Origin of the sequence: Aquimarina sp. AU58 (assembly GCF_900312745.1) — a bacterium.
Classification (GTDB): domain Bacteria; phylum Bacteroidota; class Bacteroidia; order Flavobacteriales; family Flavobacteriaceae; genus Aquimarina; species Aquimarina spinulae.
Genome location: NZ_OMPD01000004.1, coordinates 1 through 14265, shown reverse-complemented (window position 1 = coordinate 14265; position 14265 = coordinate 1). Strand labels below are relative to the sequence as shown.

Below are 14265 nucleotides of genomic sequence, written 5' to 3'. Positions count from 1 at the left end.
ATGAGAAAAAAATGTTTTTGATATGTAATGACGAATAATATAAAAACCTATTTTTCAAACTGATATTTATACAAAGTAGCTTTTTTATGACCTTGTTTTTCATCAGTTATAAAAAGAATAGAATCATTTTTAAAACAAATTCCTTCTTTTTGAGAATTATGCTTTAATGCTATTTTTTGAATACTTCCGTCAAATAGATTATCGCCCTTAAAATTACTGAGTAAGAATACTTTATTATGTGTGAGAAGGGCAATTTTATCTTCAGATCGATTGATTGTGGCTCCGGTGATAAGACAATTAGAATAATTTTTGCAGGTTTCATACACTCCAATTAGTTTGGCCATATGTTTTCCTGGCGTGGCAGAAACCCGATATAGCTTAGTAACTCCTTTTGATTTTTTTCCTCTGTTTTTAGTAAATAAGTAAAGATTACCGTTCAAGTGTACAAAAGCTTCAACATCAAAATTTAATCTTTTTTTCTTAGGTGGAAATTTCTTTTGATCTTCAAAAATGAATTCAATTTTTGAGGTAACAATAGTATTTGATAGAATTCCTGAAACTTTATAAATAACTAAATCTTTTCGGTCATTAGCATTATTGCCAAAATCGCCAATGTAAATATTGTCTTCTTTGTCATATGCAAGATCTTCCCAATCTATATTTTTGGTTTCGGAGATTTTGATTTCACGTACTATTTTTCCTTTTTGATTTAGACAAAACAATGTATTGCTATTACCAGAATCATTTATAGCATACAAATTGTGATCAGATAACATAGTGATACCTGATATTTCGTGAAGAATTTTGGGTAAAGTATTAACCTTTATTAAATCTGTATTCTTATCCTTTTGACAACTAACAGTAGCGGTCATCAAAAGGATAAGATAGGAGAGTTTTACTATTTTAGCTTCTATGATTCCAGGCATTAAGCATCCAACTTGTTTTCTCAATCTCTCCAATATACGTACCTGTAATATCCAGGGTTCCGTCATCTTTGGCATCTTCGGCAGCAGTAGTTACTATTTTTAATTGATTCAAAAGTGCGCTATGATCTTCAAGAATGGTAGCGACCATTTCGTGATCCACAAGCATTGTATCTGCTTCTTTAATATTAGAGAGATTTAGGTAAGAGCTAAAATTGCTAACAGGTTTACCCCTAAGTGTTAGAATTCTTTCAGCAATTTCATCGATTTTCAGTTTAGCATCTTCATAAAACTCTTCAAACTTCACGTGGAGTTCAAAAAAATGGGACCCAGTGATATTCCAATGAAAATTTCTGAGTTTTTGATAATGCATATGATAATCAGCTAATAATATATTTAAAGCTTCTATTGTTTTTGTGTTTGAATTTTCCATAGTTTTTATCTATTGATTTTTTAATTTCAATACAAAACTATTATAATATAAATAGTAAAGTATCAAGTTACAATAGTTAGTTGTAATAGGCATATTACTAGAATTGATTTGTGATTTTCTTAAGAATAAAATCATAATATGCAGCATCGTGAGGAACATATGCAGAGGCTCTGATAGGATCTTTAAGGATGTTTTTTAATTCATCAAGATCGATAAGAGTAAGATCAGAAACTTCTTCCTCCTGAAGTGTTAGCGTTTTAGTAGAAACATCAAGGCGAGAAAGGTAAATATGATGAAATTCGTTGTCATAAAGATCAGGTCTGGGTGTTTTTTCTGCTAAATATATTCCAATAAATATTAGATTATTTTTAGAAATAGATAAACCAATTTCTTCTTTAACTTCTCGAATAGCAGAATCCTCTGGTGTTTCTCCAGTACCGATATGTCCAGCCACAGAAACATCCCACAAATCAGGATACGTATCTTTATTACGGGCTCGTTTTTGTAGTACGATTTTCCCTTGATCTGTAAAGAACCAAATATGAACACTAGCATGATATAACCCTAATCGATGTGCTTCAGACTTTAGTTTTACTTCTCCAGTAAACTCTCCTGTTTTATGAAGTATATCGATAAACTCATCTGTCATATTTGTTTTTTTAATTATGCATTTTTGAAGGGAAATTAAAGATATATTTTCAATAAATATCATGGAAAAGTTAATTTTATCTATAATTAATATTAAATACTTGTTATATTTTTATTGCTAAAATGATATATTTATGCAAAAATAATATATATGAAGATTAAAGCCTGTCCGAATTGCGGTTCACCTGAGTATATAAAAAGTGGGGTAATCAACCAAAGACAGCGATATCGATGTAAAGAATGTAGTTATTATTTTACAGTTAATAAGCTGGGTAAAAAAATAGATGATTATTATGTTAACAAAGCATTACAGCTTTATCTCGAAGGATTAACATATCGTGAAATTGAACGTATTTTGGGGATATCCCATGTTAGTGTTATCAATTGGGTGAAAAAATACAATATTAAGAGACCGTATAACTCTCAATACCATCCTACCTATAAGATTTTAAATTCCTTAGAATTAGCTAATTATTTTCAATCTCCAGAAAATATCCAGGGAGCAGGGGTTATTGTAACAGAACTTGGAGATAAGTTTATGCTTATAAAATGGGAACGTTTTAAAGAATAACTATATTAATTAGCAAATAACTATACTAATTTTTATCACTCGACATAATTTTTAGAATTTTAGCAAGTGCACAACACTACGCAAGTAGTATTAATCATTTTCTACAAATCAAATTCTTAAATTATGAAAAAACTCATATTACTACTTTTTTTAAGTAGCTTTTTGATTTCGCACTCTGTCTTTTCTCAAGGATCTCCAGACTATACCGGAGGTCTTAAAGTAAAGCTAAATGAATCTGGTTCAAAATACTTTAGGATTATTTCCTGGGCACAGTTTTGGGCAAGATATACAGATAACGTTCCCGATGACGATGGTAATATAGATTTCAGTATTCGTAGAGCACGTATTCTAATGTATTCTCAAATCAATAAAGATTTTTTGATTCTTACTCATTTTGGATTAAATAGTTTAAATGCTAATAATCTAAACCCCGTGGGTAAAGGTGATAGTTCGCAACTTTTCTTTCATGGGGTCTGGGGGCAATACAGCCTTGGAGCAAATCATGCAATCGGTGGAGGATTGCATTATTGGAACGGGATTTCTCGTCTTAATAATCAAAGCACACTTAATATTATGACTCTGGATAATAATCGACAGTCCTGGGCACACATAGGACTATCAGATCAGTTTGCTCGTCATATCGGAATTTATATCAAAGGAACATTTGGTAAGTTACAATATCGTGTATCTGTTAATGAATCGATAACCAACAACCTTCAGGAAGGAGCCGATCCTGTTGTTAATGGACCAGCTGTATATGCAGGCAGACGATTACTAGGGTCTAAGGATGCCGGAAAGAATTTTGCAGGATATTTTGATTATAATTTTTTAGATCAGGAATCCAATTTCTTACCTTATAAAGTTGGATCATACCTGGGAGGTAAAAAGGTATTTAATGTTGGTGCAGGATTCTTTTATCATCCCGATGGAAGTGTAATCGCAAATACAAATGGCACTCTCGAAGGAGAAGATGTAGCAATATTTGCAGTAGATGCATTCTACGATGCTCCTTTAGGAAGTAATGGCTCAGCGATTACAGCTTATGCAACATATCAAAATAATAATTATGGACAGAATTATACTTTAGGACAAACCTATGAGACGGGATCGATGGTATATGGACATGTAGGATATGTAATTCCCAATGCTAATAAGAAAATTAAATTTCAACCGTATACATCTTTTAATTTGAGATCTATAGATGCTATTGATGATAATGCAACAACATTTGGTGTTGGGGCTAATGCGTATTTTAGTGGTCATAACTCTAAGTTAACCTTAGAATATCTAAACATAAAATATGGTGATAATGATGCGCAAAGTTTTGTTACCTTACAAGCAATGATCTATCTCTAAAACTTAATAACTATGTCAGAAAAACAACAAAAAGCCAGTGCCTACTGGAAAGAAAATGTAAAATACTTATTCATTTTACTCGCAATATGGTTTGTCGTGTCGTACGGTGCAGGGATACTTTTTAAAGATGCGTTAAACCAATTTCATATGGGAGGCTTTCCTTTAGGGTTTTGGTTTGCACAACAAGGTTCTATCTATGTATTTGTGATTCTAATCTTTGTCTACGTTCGGTTAATGAACAAATTGGATAAGAAATATGGTTATGACAAAGAATAAGAAGATAGAAAATTACATGAATTTAGTTAGGGCATGATCCTATTTCAATTCACACAATATCTAAGATTATAAACAACTAAAAAAATATATTATGAGTGTTCAAATGTGGACTTATATTCTGGTAGGGTTAACCTTCGCTTTATATATAGGAATTGCTATTTGGTCAAGAGCGAGTTCTACGAAAGAATTTTATGTAGCTGGGGGTGGCGTATCTCCTTTAGCCAATGGGATGGCTACTGCTGCCGATTGGATGAGTGCTGCTTCATTTATTTCTATGGCTGGTATTATAGCCTTTTCTGGTTATGATGGTGCTGTATACCTAATGGGGTGGACAGGAGGATATGTATTGTTAGCATTATTACTGGCTCCTTATCTAAGGAAATTCGGAAAATTTACTGTTCCTGATTTTATCGGGGATCGATATTACTCAAAAACCGCAAGATCGGTAGCAGTATTCTGTGCACTTCTCGTATCTTTTACCTATGTAGCAGGTCAAATGAGAGGAGTCGGCATTGTATTTTCCAGATTTTTAGAAGTAGATATCAATACAGGAGTGATCATTGGGATGATTATAGTGCTCTTTTATGCAGTATTAGGTGGGATGAAAGGTATAACATATACTCAGGTCGCACAATATTGTGTGCTCATCTTTGCATTTATGGTACCAGCTATATTTATATCAATTCAGATGACAGGAAATCCAATACCTCAGTTAGGATTTGGTGATACCATTGCAGATGGCTCAGGAACCTATCTTCTGGATAAGTTAGATGGTTTGAGTACAGAATTAGGATTTTCAGAATATACAAATGGTTCTAAATCTATATTAGATGTATTCGCTATAACTTTGGCATTAATGGTTGGTACTGCAGGATTACCGCATGTAATTGTTCGTTTCTTTACTGTAAAGCGTGTTAGAGATGCCCGTAAGTCGGCAGGATATGCACTTTTGTTAATCGCTATATTGTATACAACCGCCCCAGCTGTAGCAGTTTTTGCTAAAACAAATCTTATTGAATCTGTACAAAATAAACAATACGAAGAACTTCCTTTATGGTTTAAAAATTGGGAAGATACAGGTTTGTTAGGATGGACAGATAAAAACGGAGATGGGCAAGTGCAATATGCCAATGGGCATGCAGTTGAAGGGAATAAAAACAAACCGGTTTTTGATGGAAAAAATAGAGGAGAACATGGAGAGCGTAAAATTACAAATGTAAATGCTGCAACCAAGAACGAACTTTTTGTAGATCGTGATATTATGGTATTGGCAAATCCCGAAATAGCAAATCTCCCTAATTGGGTAATTGCTTTGGTGGCTGCAGGAGGATTGGCAGCTGCTTTATCTACAGCAGCCGGATTGTTATTGGTGATTTCATCTTCTGTATCTCATGATTTGATCAAAAAAATGATCAAACCAGATATCTCAGAAAAAGGGGAATTAATCGCAGCACGTCTTTCTGCGGTAGCTGCCGTATGTGTTGCAGGGTATTTTGGAATCAATCCACCAGGTTTTGTTGCAGCTGTTGTTGCTCTGGCCTTTGGTCTTGCAGCAGCTTCTTTTTTTCCTGCTATTGTGTTAGGGATATTTTATAAAAGAATGAATAAAGAAGGTGCTATTGCAGGAATGGTAGTAGGTATCTTATGTATGCTGCTATATATGATAAAATACAAATTAGGATGGTTCGACGAAACGCTCCCTCCATCAAGCGAATGGTGGTTTGGGATTTCTCCAGAAGGATTTGGAGCCGTTGCCATGGTGATTAATTTTGTGATATCATTAGTGATTTCCAAATTTACTTCGGCACCACCAAAAGAAGTACAAGAGATTGTAGAAAATATAAGAATCCCTAGTGGAGCTGGAGAAGCAACACATTAGATGTACAGGTATTAAATCTCACAGGCCTGTTAAGATCTGTGAGGTTTAAAAAAAATATAATCTGACTAAAAAAATGATAAGAATTGAAGTGTATAACCTCAAAAACTATAAGTAACCAATAGAAGTACTCTCATGAAAAAACGTCATCAACAAAAACTGGTAGTACTCTCTATTGCATTGCTTTTTCTGTTTAATGTTCCGTTGATATTTATGTTTAATCATTTCGGAAGTATTTTTGGGTTCCCTATACTGTACTTTTTTGTATTTCTGATTTGGGCAATTTCAATTTTGATCTCTTTTATAATTTTGAAAAAGTTTTATGAATAGCTATGTACTAATATTCATAATTGTAGGATACCTACTGCTTTTGTTTGGAATTGCTTTCTGGGCCGAAAAAAAAGCAAAAAGATCCTGGGTTAATAATCCTTATGTCTATACATTATCACTTGCGGTATATTGCTCTGCATGGACTTATTATGGTAGTGTTGGGATTGCAGCGACCTCTGGGGTTAGTTTTCTCACTACTTATTTGGGACCTGTAATAGCTTTTCCAGTTTGGATTGTAGTATTGAAAAAAATAATCAAAATTTCAAAACAACATAAAGTTTCAAGTATTGCAGATTTTATATCCCTTAGGTATGGTAATGATAGATTTTTAGGAGCGTTAGTGACTATAATATGTGTCTTGGGTGTATTACCTTATATTTCATTACAACTTAAAGCAGTTTCAGAGACTTTTGAGATCATTTCTAATGATCCCGTTAATTCTTCGGGAACAATTTTTGAGGATTCAACATTTTATATAGCGGTTTTGTTAGCAGTATTTGCGGCATTTTTTGGCACAAGAACTACCGATGCAACACGACGCAGGCAAGGAATAGTATTTTCGGTAGCGGTAGAATCCGTAATCAAACTTATTTTCTTTTTAGGAGTAGGAGGGTATGTTACCTATTTTCTTTTTGATGGAACCACAGATATTTACAATCAAATATCGGCTACAGAAGACTTCGAATCATTAACTACCTTCGATAGCCTGGAGTCTGGTATCAATTGGTATTTTATGATTGCCTTGTCTTTTTTAGCAATTTTTCTTTTACCAAGACAATTTCACGTCTCTGTGATAGAGAATACGACCAAAAAAGATCTTAAAAATGCAATTTGGATGTTTCCACTATACTTACTGTTGTTTAATGTATTTGTTGTTTTTATCGCCTGGGGCGGAAAATTACGATTAGGAGATATAGCGAATCCGGATTATTATTCATTATTACTTCCTCTACAAAATGGAGATGTGTTTTTAGCAACTCTAGTGTTTTTAGGAGGTTTTTCGGCAGTGATTTCTATGGTAGTTGTTTCTACATTGGCGTTATCAACTATGCTTAGTAATAACTTAATTATTCCCTATGGATTTCTAGATAAATTTAGTAAAAGTCGTCCTGAGCGTAATGCCAATTATATTAAGAATATTAGAAGGATAGCTATTTTATGTTTGATATTAGGAGCTTATTTTTTCTATATCAATTTTAATATAGAATTGTCATTATTCTCGATTGGACAATTATCTTTTGTTGTTATTGCGCAACTGGGACCTTCATTTTTTATTGGATTATTTTGGAATAGAGGGTCTTCTATAGCTGCAAAAATGGGAATCATTACGGGAGCATTGGTTACAGGGTACACTCTTGTTTTACCTTTTGTACTGGATACAATATTCGGTAATATGAATTTTATCGTGTACGGTCCTTTTGAAATCGAACTTTTAAGACCTTATGCATTGTTTGGTATAGATATCCTTAACCCGGTAACGCATGCATTTTTTTGGAGTATGTTTTCTAATGTTATTGTATACCTTTCGGTTTCCCTTTCTTTTAAAGGAAACTATAGAGAACGTAATTACGGAGAAATGTTTGTGGATAGCAATTATAATTCCTTGCAGGAAAATGCATTTGTATGGAAAGGAGAAGCCTATGTTTCAGATATTAGAAAAGTATTGAATCGATTTTTAGGAGAGGAACGTACAGAACGTGCTTTGGATTTGTTTTATCTTAAATACGATCTTCCTAAAAATGCTGAAGCTGCAGATGCAAGACTAATTAATTTTTCAGAAAAACTATTGACAGGAAGTATTGGTAGTGCTTCTTCCCGAATTTTAATATCCAGTGTAGTTAAAGAACAGCCCGTTACTCTAGTAGAAGTATTAGAGATTTTAGAAGAAAATAAAAAGACGATTTCTACAAATAAATTTTTAAAACAAAAATCAGATGAATTAACTCAGCTTACCGATGAATTAAAAGAGGTTAATGAAGAGTTAACACTTCATGATAAATTAAAAGATGAGTTTCTGGATACCGTCGCACATGAGTTAAAAACACCTATTACGTCAATTAGAGCAGCATCAGAAGTGTTACTGGATAGTCAGGATATGCCCAATGAGCTAAAAATGCAATTTTTGGATAATATTGTTTATGATTCAGAACGTCTTACCAAGCTAATTCATGATATACTGGATTTAGAAAAACTAGGATCTGGCAGAGAAATTCTGGATAAAAAAGAGAATGATTTATACCTAACCATAGAAAAAGCAATATTAGGTGTACGTGCAATTGCGGAAAAAAAGAATATAAAAATTCAGAATTCAAAACCTTCAGAAATTTTAGTCGCCAGGTATGATGAAGACAGAATTCTTCAGGTATTTACTAATGTGCTTTCTAATGCAATTAAATTTGTTGATGAAAAAAATGGAATTATTAAAATAGTATCAAAAAAAAGGAAAGATTATATTCGTATTAGTATAGAAGATAACGGAAAAGGCATTCTTATCGAGGATATGAAACATATTTTTGATAAATTTTACCAGTCCAAAAATCAAAACGTAAAAAAACCAGCAGGTAGTGGTTTTGGTTTAGCTATAAGTAAGCAGATTATAGAAGGGCATAATGGAAAAATATGGGCCGATAAAAAGTGCAAAACAGGAGCTAGATTTATTATTGAAATTCCTGATGAGCACAAGTAGTAAATAATGAACTCATCTTGACTTTTTGTTTTTAACCGAAAATGAGTTGAAATTTGATCAGATGAGGCGCTTTTTGAAAGTCATAGCAGCGCTACGGGTAAGAAAAGTAACGAAATATGGGTGAATTTCAGCCATTTTTTAGGAAATAGAAAAAGTTAAAATGAGTTCAATAAACATAAATAAGTTTTGAATAAGAAGAAGATATTAATTGTTGATGACGAACCAAATATTGTAATGTCTTTAGAGTATACATTCAAGAAGAATGATTTTGAGGTTTTTATTGCCAGGGATGGGGGCGAAGCTATCGAAATATTAAAATCACAGATTCCCGATGTAGTGCTGTTGGATATTATGATGCCAAACGTAGATGGGTATCAAACCTTAAAATATATAAGGTCAAATGCTGAAACAAAGAATATTAAGGTGATATTTTTGACCGCAAAAAATAAGGCTTCAGATATTCAAAAAGGATTAACAATGGGAGTAGATAGGTATTTAACAAAACCATTTTCAATAAAAAAGATTATGGTAGAAATCAATGAGCTTATTGCTTAAAATAACCGAATGAATCTTAGTATTTAAAACAAGATGCAGCTATTTTTAAGTTGTTTGAACCTTAATAATAGTTACTTGTCGATAATTTTTTGACGATGACATGTTTTAAAAGAATTTAATAGACCAAAATTAGAAAATCACAGATCATGGAAATAAAAGACACACTTCAGCTTAGTTCTTTTGCTGAGTATAAAGAAGCATATCAGGAAAGTATTAATAATCCCGAAAAATTTTGGGACGCTATAGCAGAAAAGTTTTATTGGCATAAACGATGGGATAAAACATTAGAGTGGGATTTTACAAAACCCGAAGTAAAATGGTTTGAAGGAGGTAAATTAAATATTACAGAAAACTGTCTGGATAGGCATTTAGAGAAATTTGGTAATAAAACAGCCATTATTTGGGAGCCTAATGATCCTACAGAAGAATCCCGTCATATTACTTACAAACAACTTCATGTAAAAGTTTGTCATTTTGCTAATGTTTTAAAAAATAATGGAATTAAAAAAGGCGATCGGGTTTGTTTATATATGCCTATGATCCCAGAATTGGCAATAGCAATGCTAGCCTGTGCTCGAATTGGAGCAATACATTCTATTGTATTTGCAGGATTTTCAAGTACAGCTATAGCAAGTCGTATTAATGATTCAGAATGTAAAATGTTGATCACTGCAAACGAGGTGTATAGAGGAGCAAAGCCTGTAAAACTGAAAGAGATGTGTGATGAGGCTTTAAGAGCTACACCTTCTATAGAAACGGTTATTGTATACAGAAGAACGGTAGAGCCAACACCAATGCAAGAAGGTAGAGATAAGTTTTGGTTTGATGAATTACAAAAAGTAGAAAAAGAATGCCCGGCAGAAGTGATGGATGCAGAAGATATGTTGTTTATATTATATACATCTGGTTCTACTGGTAAGCCAAAAGGAATGGTACATACCATTGGAGGATATATGGTGTATACTACCTATACTTTTGCCAATGTATTTCAGTGCGATCATTTTGCCCCTACGGGACAAGATATACATGCCAAAAAACAAGATGATGTCTATTGGTGTACAGCAGACATTGGTTGGATTACTGGACATTCGTATATAATTTATGGGCCATTGGCTGCTGGAGCAACAACTGTAATGTTTGAGGGAGTACCAAGTTATCCCGATTATGGTCGTTTCTGGGAAATTTGTGATAAACTTAATGTAACCCATTTTTACACAGCACCAACCGCAATTAGGGCACTAGCGAAGCAACCATTAGAATTGGTGGATAAACATAATCTTTCTTCTATTAAGGTTCTTGGGTCTGTAGGAGAACCAATAAATGAAGAAGCATGGCACTGGTATAATGATAATATCGGAAAAGGAAATTCACCTATTGTAGATACTTGGTGGCAAACAGAAACAGGAGGAGTGATGATTTCGCCATTAGCAGGGATTACACCAACACGACCAACATTTGCTACATTACCCTTACCAGGTATTCAACCCGTTTTGATGGATGCTGAGGGAAAAGAAATAGAATTTAAATCGAAAAGCTCAGAAGGAAGATTAGCAATAAAATTTCCTTGGCCATCTATTGCAAGAACAATTTATGGAGATCATCAGCGATATAAAGATGTGTATTTTTCTGCATATGAAAACATGTATTTTACTGGTGATGGAGCATATAGAGATGCAACAGGAAATTTTAGAATTACAGGTAGAGTAGATGATGTGGTCATTGTTTCTGGGCATAATTTGGGAACTGCACCTATAGAAAATGCAATTAATGAACATCTGTCGGTTGCAGAATCTGCAATTGTTGGTTTTCCTCATGATGTAAAAGGAACCGCTCTGTATGCATATGTTACTCTGTATAATGACCAAGTAGCAGATGAAGGATTGATAAATGAAATTAGAGAACAAGTGTCTAATACTATTGGACCAATTGCAAAACCAGATAAAGTTCAGTTTGTAAGTGGATTACCAAAAACTAGAAGTGGTAAGATTATGAGAAGGATTTTGCGCAAAATAGCATCTAAGGATACTTCTAATTTGGGAGATACGTCTACGTTATTAAATCCAGATGTAGTTCAGGAAATAATGGATAATGTGATATAATAAAAGCATACACTAAAAAAGCCCTCGTATACGAGGGCTTTTTTAGTGTATATGAAGTTGTAATTAATTACTTTTCAAAATAACTAAAAGATTCTCCTGATTTTATAGAAAGTAAACTTTCATAAATTAATTCTATAACATTTTCTACATCTTTTCTGTGTACCATTTCCACAGTAGTGTGCATATAACGCAACGGTAAAGAAATTAGAGCAGAGGCAACACCACCATTACTGTATGCAAATGCATCAGTATCTGTTCCTGTCATTCTGCTAGATGCCATACGCTGAAAAGGAATCTTTTTCTTTTCTGCTGTATCAATCAATAATTCTCTCAACCTATTTTGAACCGCAGGAGCGTAAGAAATTACAGGGCCATCACCAATTTTGGTTTCTCCTTGTGTCTTTTTTTCTATCATTGGAGTAGTGGTATCATGACAAACATCGGTCACAATAGCTACATTGGGTTTAATTGTATGCGTGATCATCTCGGCACCTCTTAAACCAATTTCTTCCTGTACAGAATTAGTGATATATAAACCAAATGGTAATTTCTTTTTGTTTTCTTTTAGTAAACGAGCTACTTCTGCAATCATAAAACCTCCCATTCGATTGTCAAGCGCACGACAAACAAACTTATTTTTATTCAGAATAAAAAATTCGTCAGGATAAGTAATTACACAACCAACATGAACCCCAAGTTTTAATACTTCTTCTTTAGTATTACACCCTACATCAATACATATGTTTTCAAGGGTTGGAGCTTGCTCTTTTGAACCTTTTCTGGTGTGGATAGCGGGCCACCCGAAAACACCTTGTACAATGCCTTTTTTGGTATGGATATTAACCCGTTTCGAAGTTGCAATCTGGTGGTCACTTCCTCCGTTTCTGATCACGTAAATTAACCCATTATCTGTTATGTAGTTTACATACCACGAAATCTCATCTGCATGCCCCTCGATTACAACTTTATACTTTGCTTTTGGGTTAATTACACCAACAGCCGTTCCATAAGTATCTGTTATAAATTCATCTACATAAGGTTTTAAGTAGTTCATCCAGATTTTTTGCCCTTCCCATTCGTATCCTGTCGGAGCAGGATTATTTAGGTATTTTTCAAGAAAAGTCAGGGATTTTTTATTTAGAATACTCTTTTTTGCCATAGTATTATTTCATTTTATTGCGAAAATAACAATATTCACATTCATTTTACAGTTTACAATTGGTTAATTATTAATTTTGGAACAATTTTAGAAAGTCTCTTAATCTATTATGATAAAACATTCGGTATATATTATCTTGGTAATGCTAACTTCTTTGAGTAATGCCCAAAAGAAAGATCAAAAACTTTTGGACACCTCTAAGGTAGATACTACAGGTTATGTGCAGTACTACATCATTGAAGGAGATACAATTCCTCATGAGGCTATTGATCTTGACGAAGTAATTATTTTAGGGAGATTAAATTTTAAAAATAAACTGGCAAGAAGGAAATATCTTATTCTACGACGTAAGACTAGAAAAGTGTATCCCTATGCGAAGTTAGCTGCAGATAGACTAATATCTCTTAATGAACGATTAGAAAATATTGACTCTAAGAGAAAAAAGAAGCGATACATAAAAATGTTACAGAAGTACATGGAAGAAGAGTTTACTAAAGAATTAAAAAAGCTTACTCGTACAGAAGGACAGATTTTGGTTAAATTGATTTATCGACAAACAGGTAAAACAATGTTCGAGTTAGTAAAAGAATATAGAAGTGGGTGGAGAGCTTTTTGGTATAATAATACTGCTAAGCTTTTTAGTATTTCTTTAAAAGAGAAATACGACCCTATAAATGTAGAAGAAGATTATTGGATAGAGGATATATTACAGCGAAGTTTTCAGTCAAGTATTTTAAAAGAACAAAAAACAGCTTTAGATTTTAGTTTTTACGATTTGAGAAATAAATGGTCTGATATATCAAAAACAACTTCTTCTAAAAATTAATTTCGGGTATTTACCCAGAAAAAGGGGGGTGGGCTGTACGCTGTATCTTTTGTTGTATAGTTGTTTGTTTTCTTTATAGATGTAGGATTAAAAGTTGTAGCTTTTTAAATTGTTTAGGATCAACAAAAGGATGCCACTTCCATTCCTAATACAAAACAATATATTATATAACCACATTTAGGTATTTAAACTTAGAAAAAGTATCGAAAATCTATTTCTATTTTGATTAAATTTCTTATCTTCGTTTTCTATCTTTTTTAAAATCAGCATATTCCTTATTTTTTGTAAAAAATTATACCAAAAGGTGTTGTTGTTTTAATAAATGGTTATATGTTTGCCCCCGCAAAACGGGATAATGTTTAGTGCGTTCATTGAGAGATTTATTTTTTTGATTTTTAAGTTAAGAAAAAGTTTTAAAAACTTTATTAAAAAGGTCTTGTCAGAATAAAAAAGGGTTGTATGTTTGCGCCCGTTCAAAACGGGATAATGTTTTGTTAAGTTCGTTGAGATTTGGTTTAATTTTTTTC

General features: G+C 33.0%; 12 protein-coding genes. 8 read left to right on the top strand and 4 right to left on the bottom strand.

The genetic code is table 11. The features are described from left to right. Positions 1 to 47: 47 nt before the first annotated feature. The 3 genes from DK441_RS00455 to DK441_RS00445 all read right to left on the bottom strand — a co-directional run bounded on the left by DK441_RS00455 (position 48) and on the right by DK441_RS00445 (position 2005). Positions 48 to 926, bottom strand: coding sequence for a hypothetical protein (locus DK441_RS00455; RefSeq protein ID WP_160111874.1), 879 nt, complete (start codon positions 924 to 926; stop codon positions 48 to 50). Beyond that, positions 904 to 1356: a Dps family protein gene (locus tag DK441_RS00450; protein ID WP_109096996.1), complete on the bottom strand. Its 453-nt coding sequence runs from the start codon at positions 1354 to 1356 to the stop codon at positions 904 to 906. Before DK441_RS00450 ends, DK441_RS00455 begins: the two co-directional genes overlap by 23 nt. Positions 1357 to 1453: 97 nt before the next feature. After that, positions 1454 to 2005, bottom strand: a complete 552-nt coding sequence (locus DK441_RS00445; RefSeq protein ID WP_109097047.1) for an NUDIX domain-containing protein — start codon at positions 2003 to 2005, stop codon at positions 1454 to 1456. 150 nt (positions 2006 to 2155) lie between these two features. Here DK441_RS00445 and DK441_RS00440 point away from each other — a divergent pair, with 150 nt between their 5' ends. The 7 genes from DK441_RS00440 (at position 2156) to acs (ending at position 11753) form a co-directional block, all read left to right on the top strand. Continuing rightward, positions 2156 to 2575, top strand: a complete 420-nt coding sequence (locus tag DK441_RS00440; RefSeq protein WP_109096995.1) for a helix-turn-helix domain-containing protein — start codon at positions 2156 to 2158, stop codon at positions 2573 to 2575. A 123-nt stretch (positions 2576 to 2698) separates the two neighbouring features. Further along, positions 2699 to 3931 carry a hypothetical protein gene (locus DK441_RS00435; protein WP_109096994.1) on the top strand — a complete coding sequence of 411 codons (1233 nt, stop codon included), beginning with the start codon at positions 2699 to 2701 and terminating at the stop codon, positions 3929 to 3931. A gap of 12 nt (positions 3932 to 3943) precedes the next feature. Next, positions 3944 to 4207 carry a DUF4212 domain-containing protein gene (locus DK441_RS00430; protein ID WP_074409998.1) on the top strand — a complete coding sequence of 88 codons (264 nt, stop codon included), beginning with the start codon at positions 3944 to 3946 and terminating at the stop codon, positions 4205 to 4207. Between the two features lie 91 nt (positions 4208 to 4298). Beyond that, a complete protein-coding gene (locus DK441_RS00425; RefSeq protein ID WP_074409997.1) occupies positions 4299 to 6086 on the top strand; it encodes a sodium:solute symporter family protein in 1788 nt (595 codons plus the stop codon). Positions 6087 to 6405: 319 nt separating this feature from the next. Further along, positions 6406 to 9099, top strand: a complete 2694-nt coding sequence (locus DK441_RS00415; protein WP_109096993.1) for an ATP-binding protein — start codon at positions 6406 to 6408, stop codon at positions 9097 to 9099. Between the two features lie 186 nt (positions 9100 to 9285). Beyond that, the gene (locus DK441_RS00410; protein WP_255412026.1) at positions 9286 to 9654 is read left to right on the top strand and encodes a response regulator transcription factor; all 369 of its coding nucleotides are present in this window, start codon (positions 9286 to 9288) and stop codon (positions 9652 to 9654) included. 146 nt (positions 9655 to 9800) lie between these two features. Continuing rightward, entirely contained in the window at positions 9801 to 11753 is a 1953-nt protein-coding gene (gene acs, locus DK441_RS00405) for an acetate--CoA ligase (protein ID WP_109096992.1), read from the top strand. Positions 11754 to 11820: 67 nt separating this feature from the next. Here acs and DK441_RS00400 read toward each other — a convergent pair whose 3' ends face one another. Beyond that, positions 11821 to 12912, bottom strand: coding sequence for a M42 family metallopeptidase (locus tag DK441_RS00400; protein ID WP_109096991.1), 1092 nt, complete (start codon positions 12910 to 12912; stop codon positions 11821 to 11823). Positions 12913 to 13054: 142 nt separating this feature from the next. On the opposite strand from DK441_RS00400, the gene DK441_RS00395 reads away from it, so the two are divergent. Next, positions 13055 to 13738 (top strand): DUF4294 domain-containing protein, encoded by a 684-nt coding sequence (locus tag DK441_RS00395; protein ID WP_235015681.1) that lies wholly within the window; start codon positions 13055 to 13057, stop codon positions 13736 to 13738. Positions 13739 to 14265 lie beyond the last annotated feature (527 nt).

Excerpts from the sequence above, each read along its gene's own strand:
- DK441_RS00455 (WP_160111874.1), bottom strand. The coding sequence starts at position 926 with ATGCCTGGAATCATAGAAGCTAAAATAGTAAAACTCTCCTATCTTATC.
- DK441_RS00400 (WP_109096991.1), bottom strand. The coding sequence starts at position 12,912 with ATGGCAAAAAAGAGTATTCTAAATAAAAAATCCCTGACTTTTCTTGAA.
- DK441_RS00435 (WP_109096994.1), top strand. The coding sequence starts at position 2,699 with ATGAAAAAACTCATATTACTACTTTTTTTAAGTAGCTTTTTGATTTCG.
- DK441_RS00445 (WP_109097047.1), bottom strand. The coding sequence starts at position 2,005 with ATGACAGATGAGTTTATCGATATACTTCATAAAACAGGAGAGTTTACT.
- DK441_RS00450 (WP_109096996.1), bottom strand. The coding sequence starts at position 1,356 with ATGGAAAATTCAAACACAAAAACAATAGAAGCTTTAAATATATTATTA.
- DK441_RS00440 (WP_109096995.1), top strand. The coding sequence starts at position 2,156 with ATGAAGATTAAAGCCTGTCCGAATTGCGGTTCACCTGAGTATATAAAA.
- DK441_RS00395 (WP_235015681.1), top strand. The coding sequence starts at position 13,055 with ATGCTAACTTCTTTGAGTAATGCCCAAAAGAAAGATCAAAAACTTTTG.
- DK441_RS00425 (WP_074409997.1), top strand. The coding sequence starts at position 4,299 with ATGAGTGTTCAAATGTGGACTTATATTCTGGTAGGGTTAACCTTCGCT.
- DK441_RS00415 (WP_109096993.1), top strand. The coding sequence starts at position 6,406 with ATGAATAGCTATGTACTAATATTCATAATTGTAGGATACCTACTGCTT.
- DK441_RS00430 (WP_074409998.1), top strand. The coding sequence starts at position 3,944 with ATGTCAGAAAAACAACAAAAAGCCAGTGCCTACTGGAAAGAAAATGTA.
- acs (WP_109096992.1), top strand. The coding sequence starts at position 9,801 with ATGGAAATAAAAGACACACTTCAGCTTAGTTCTTTTGCTGAGTATAAA.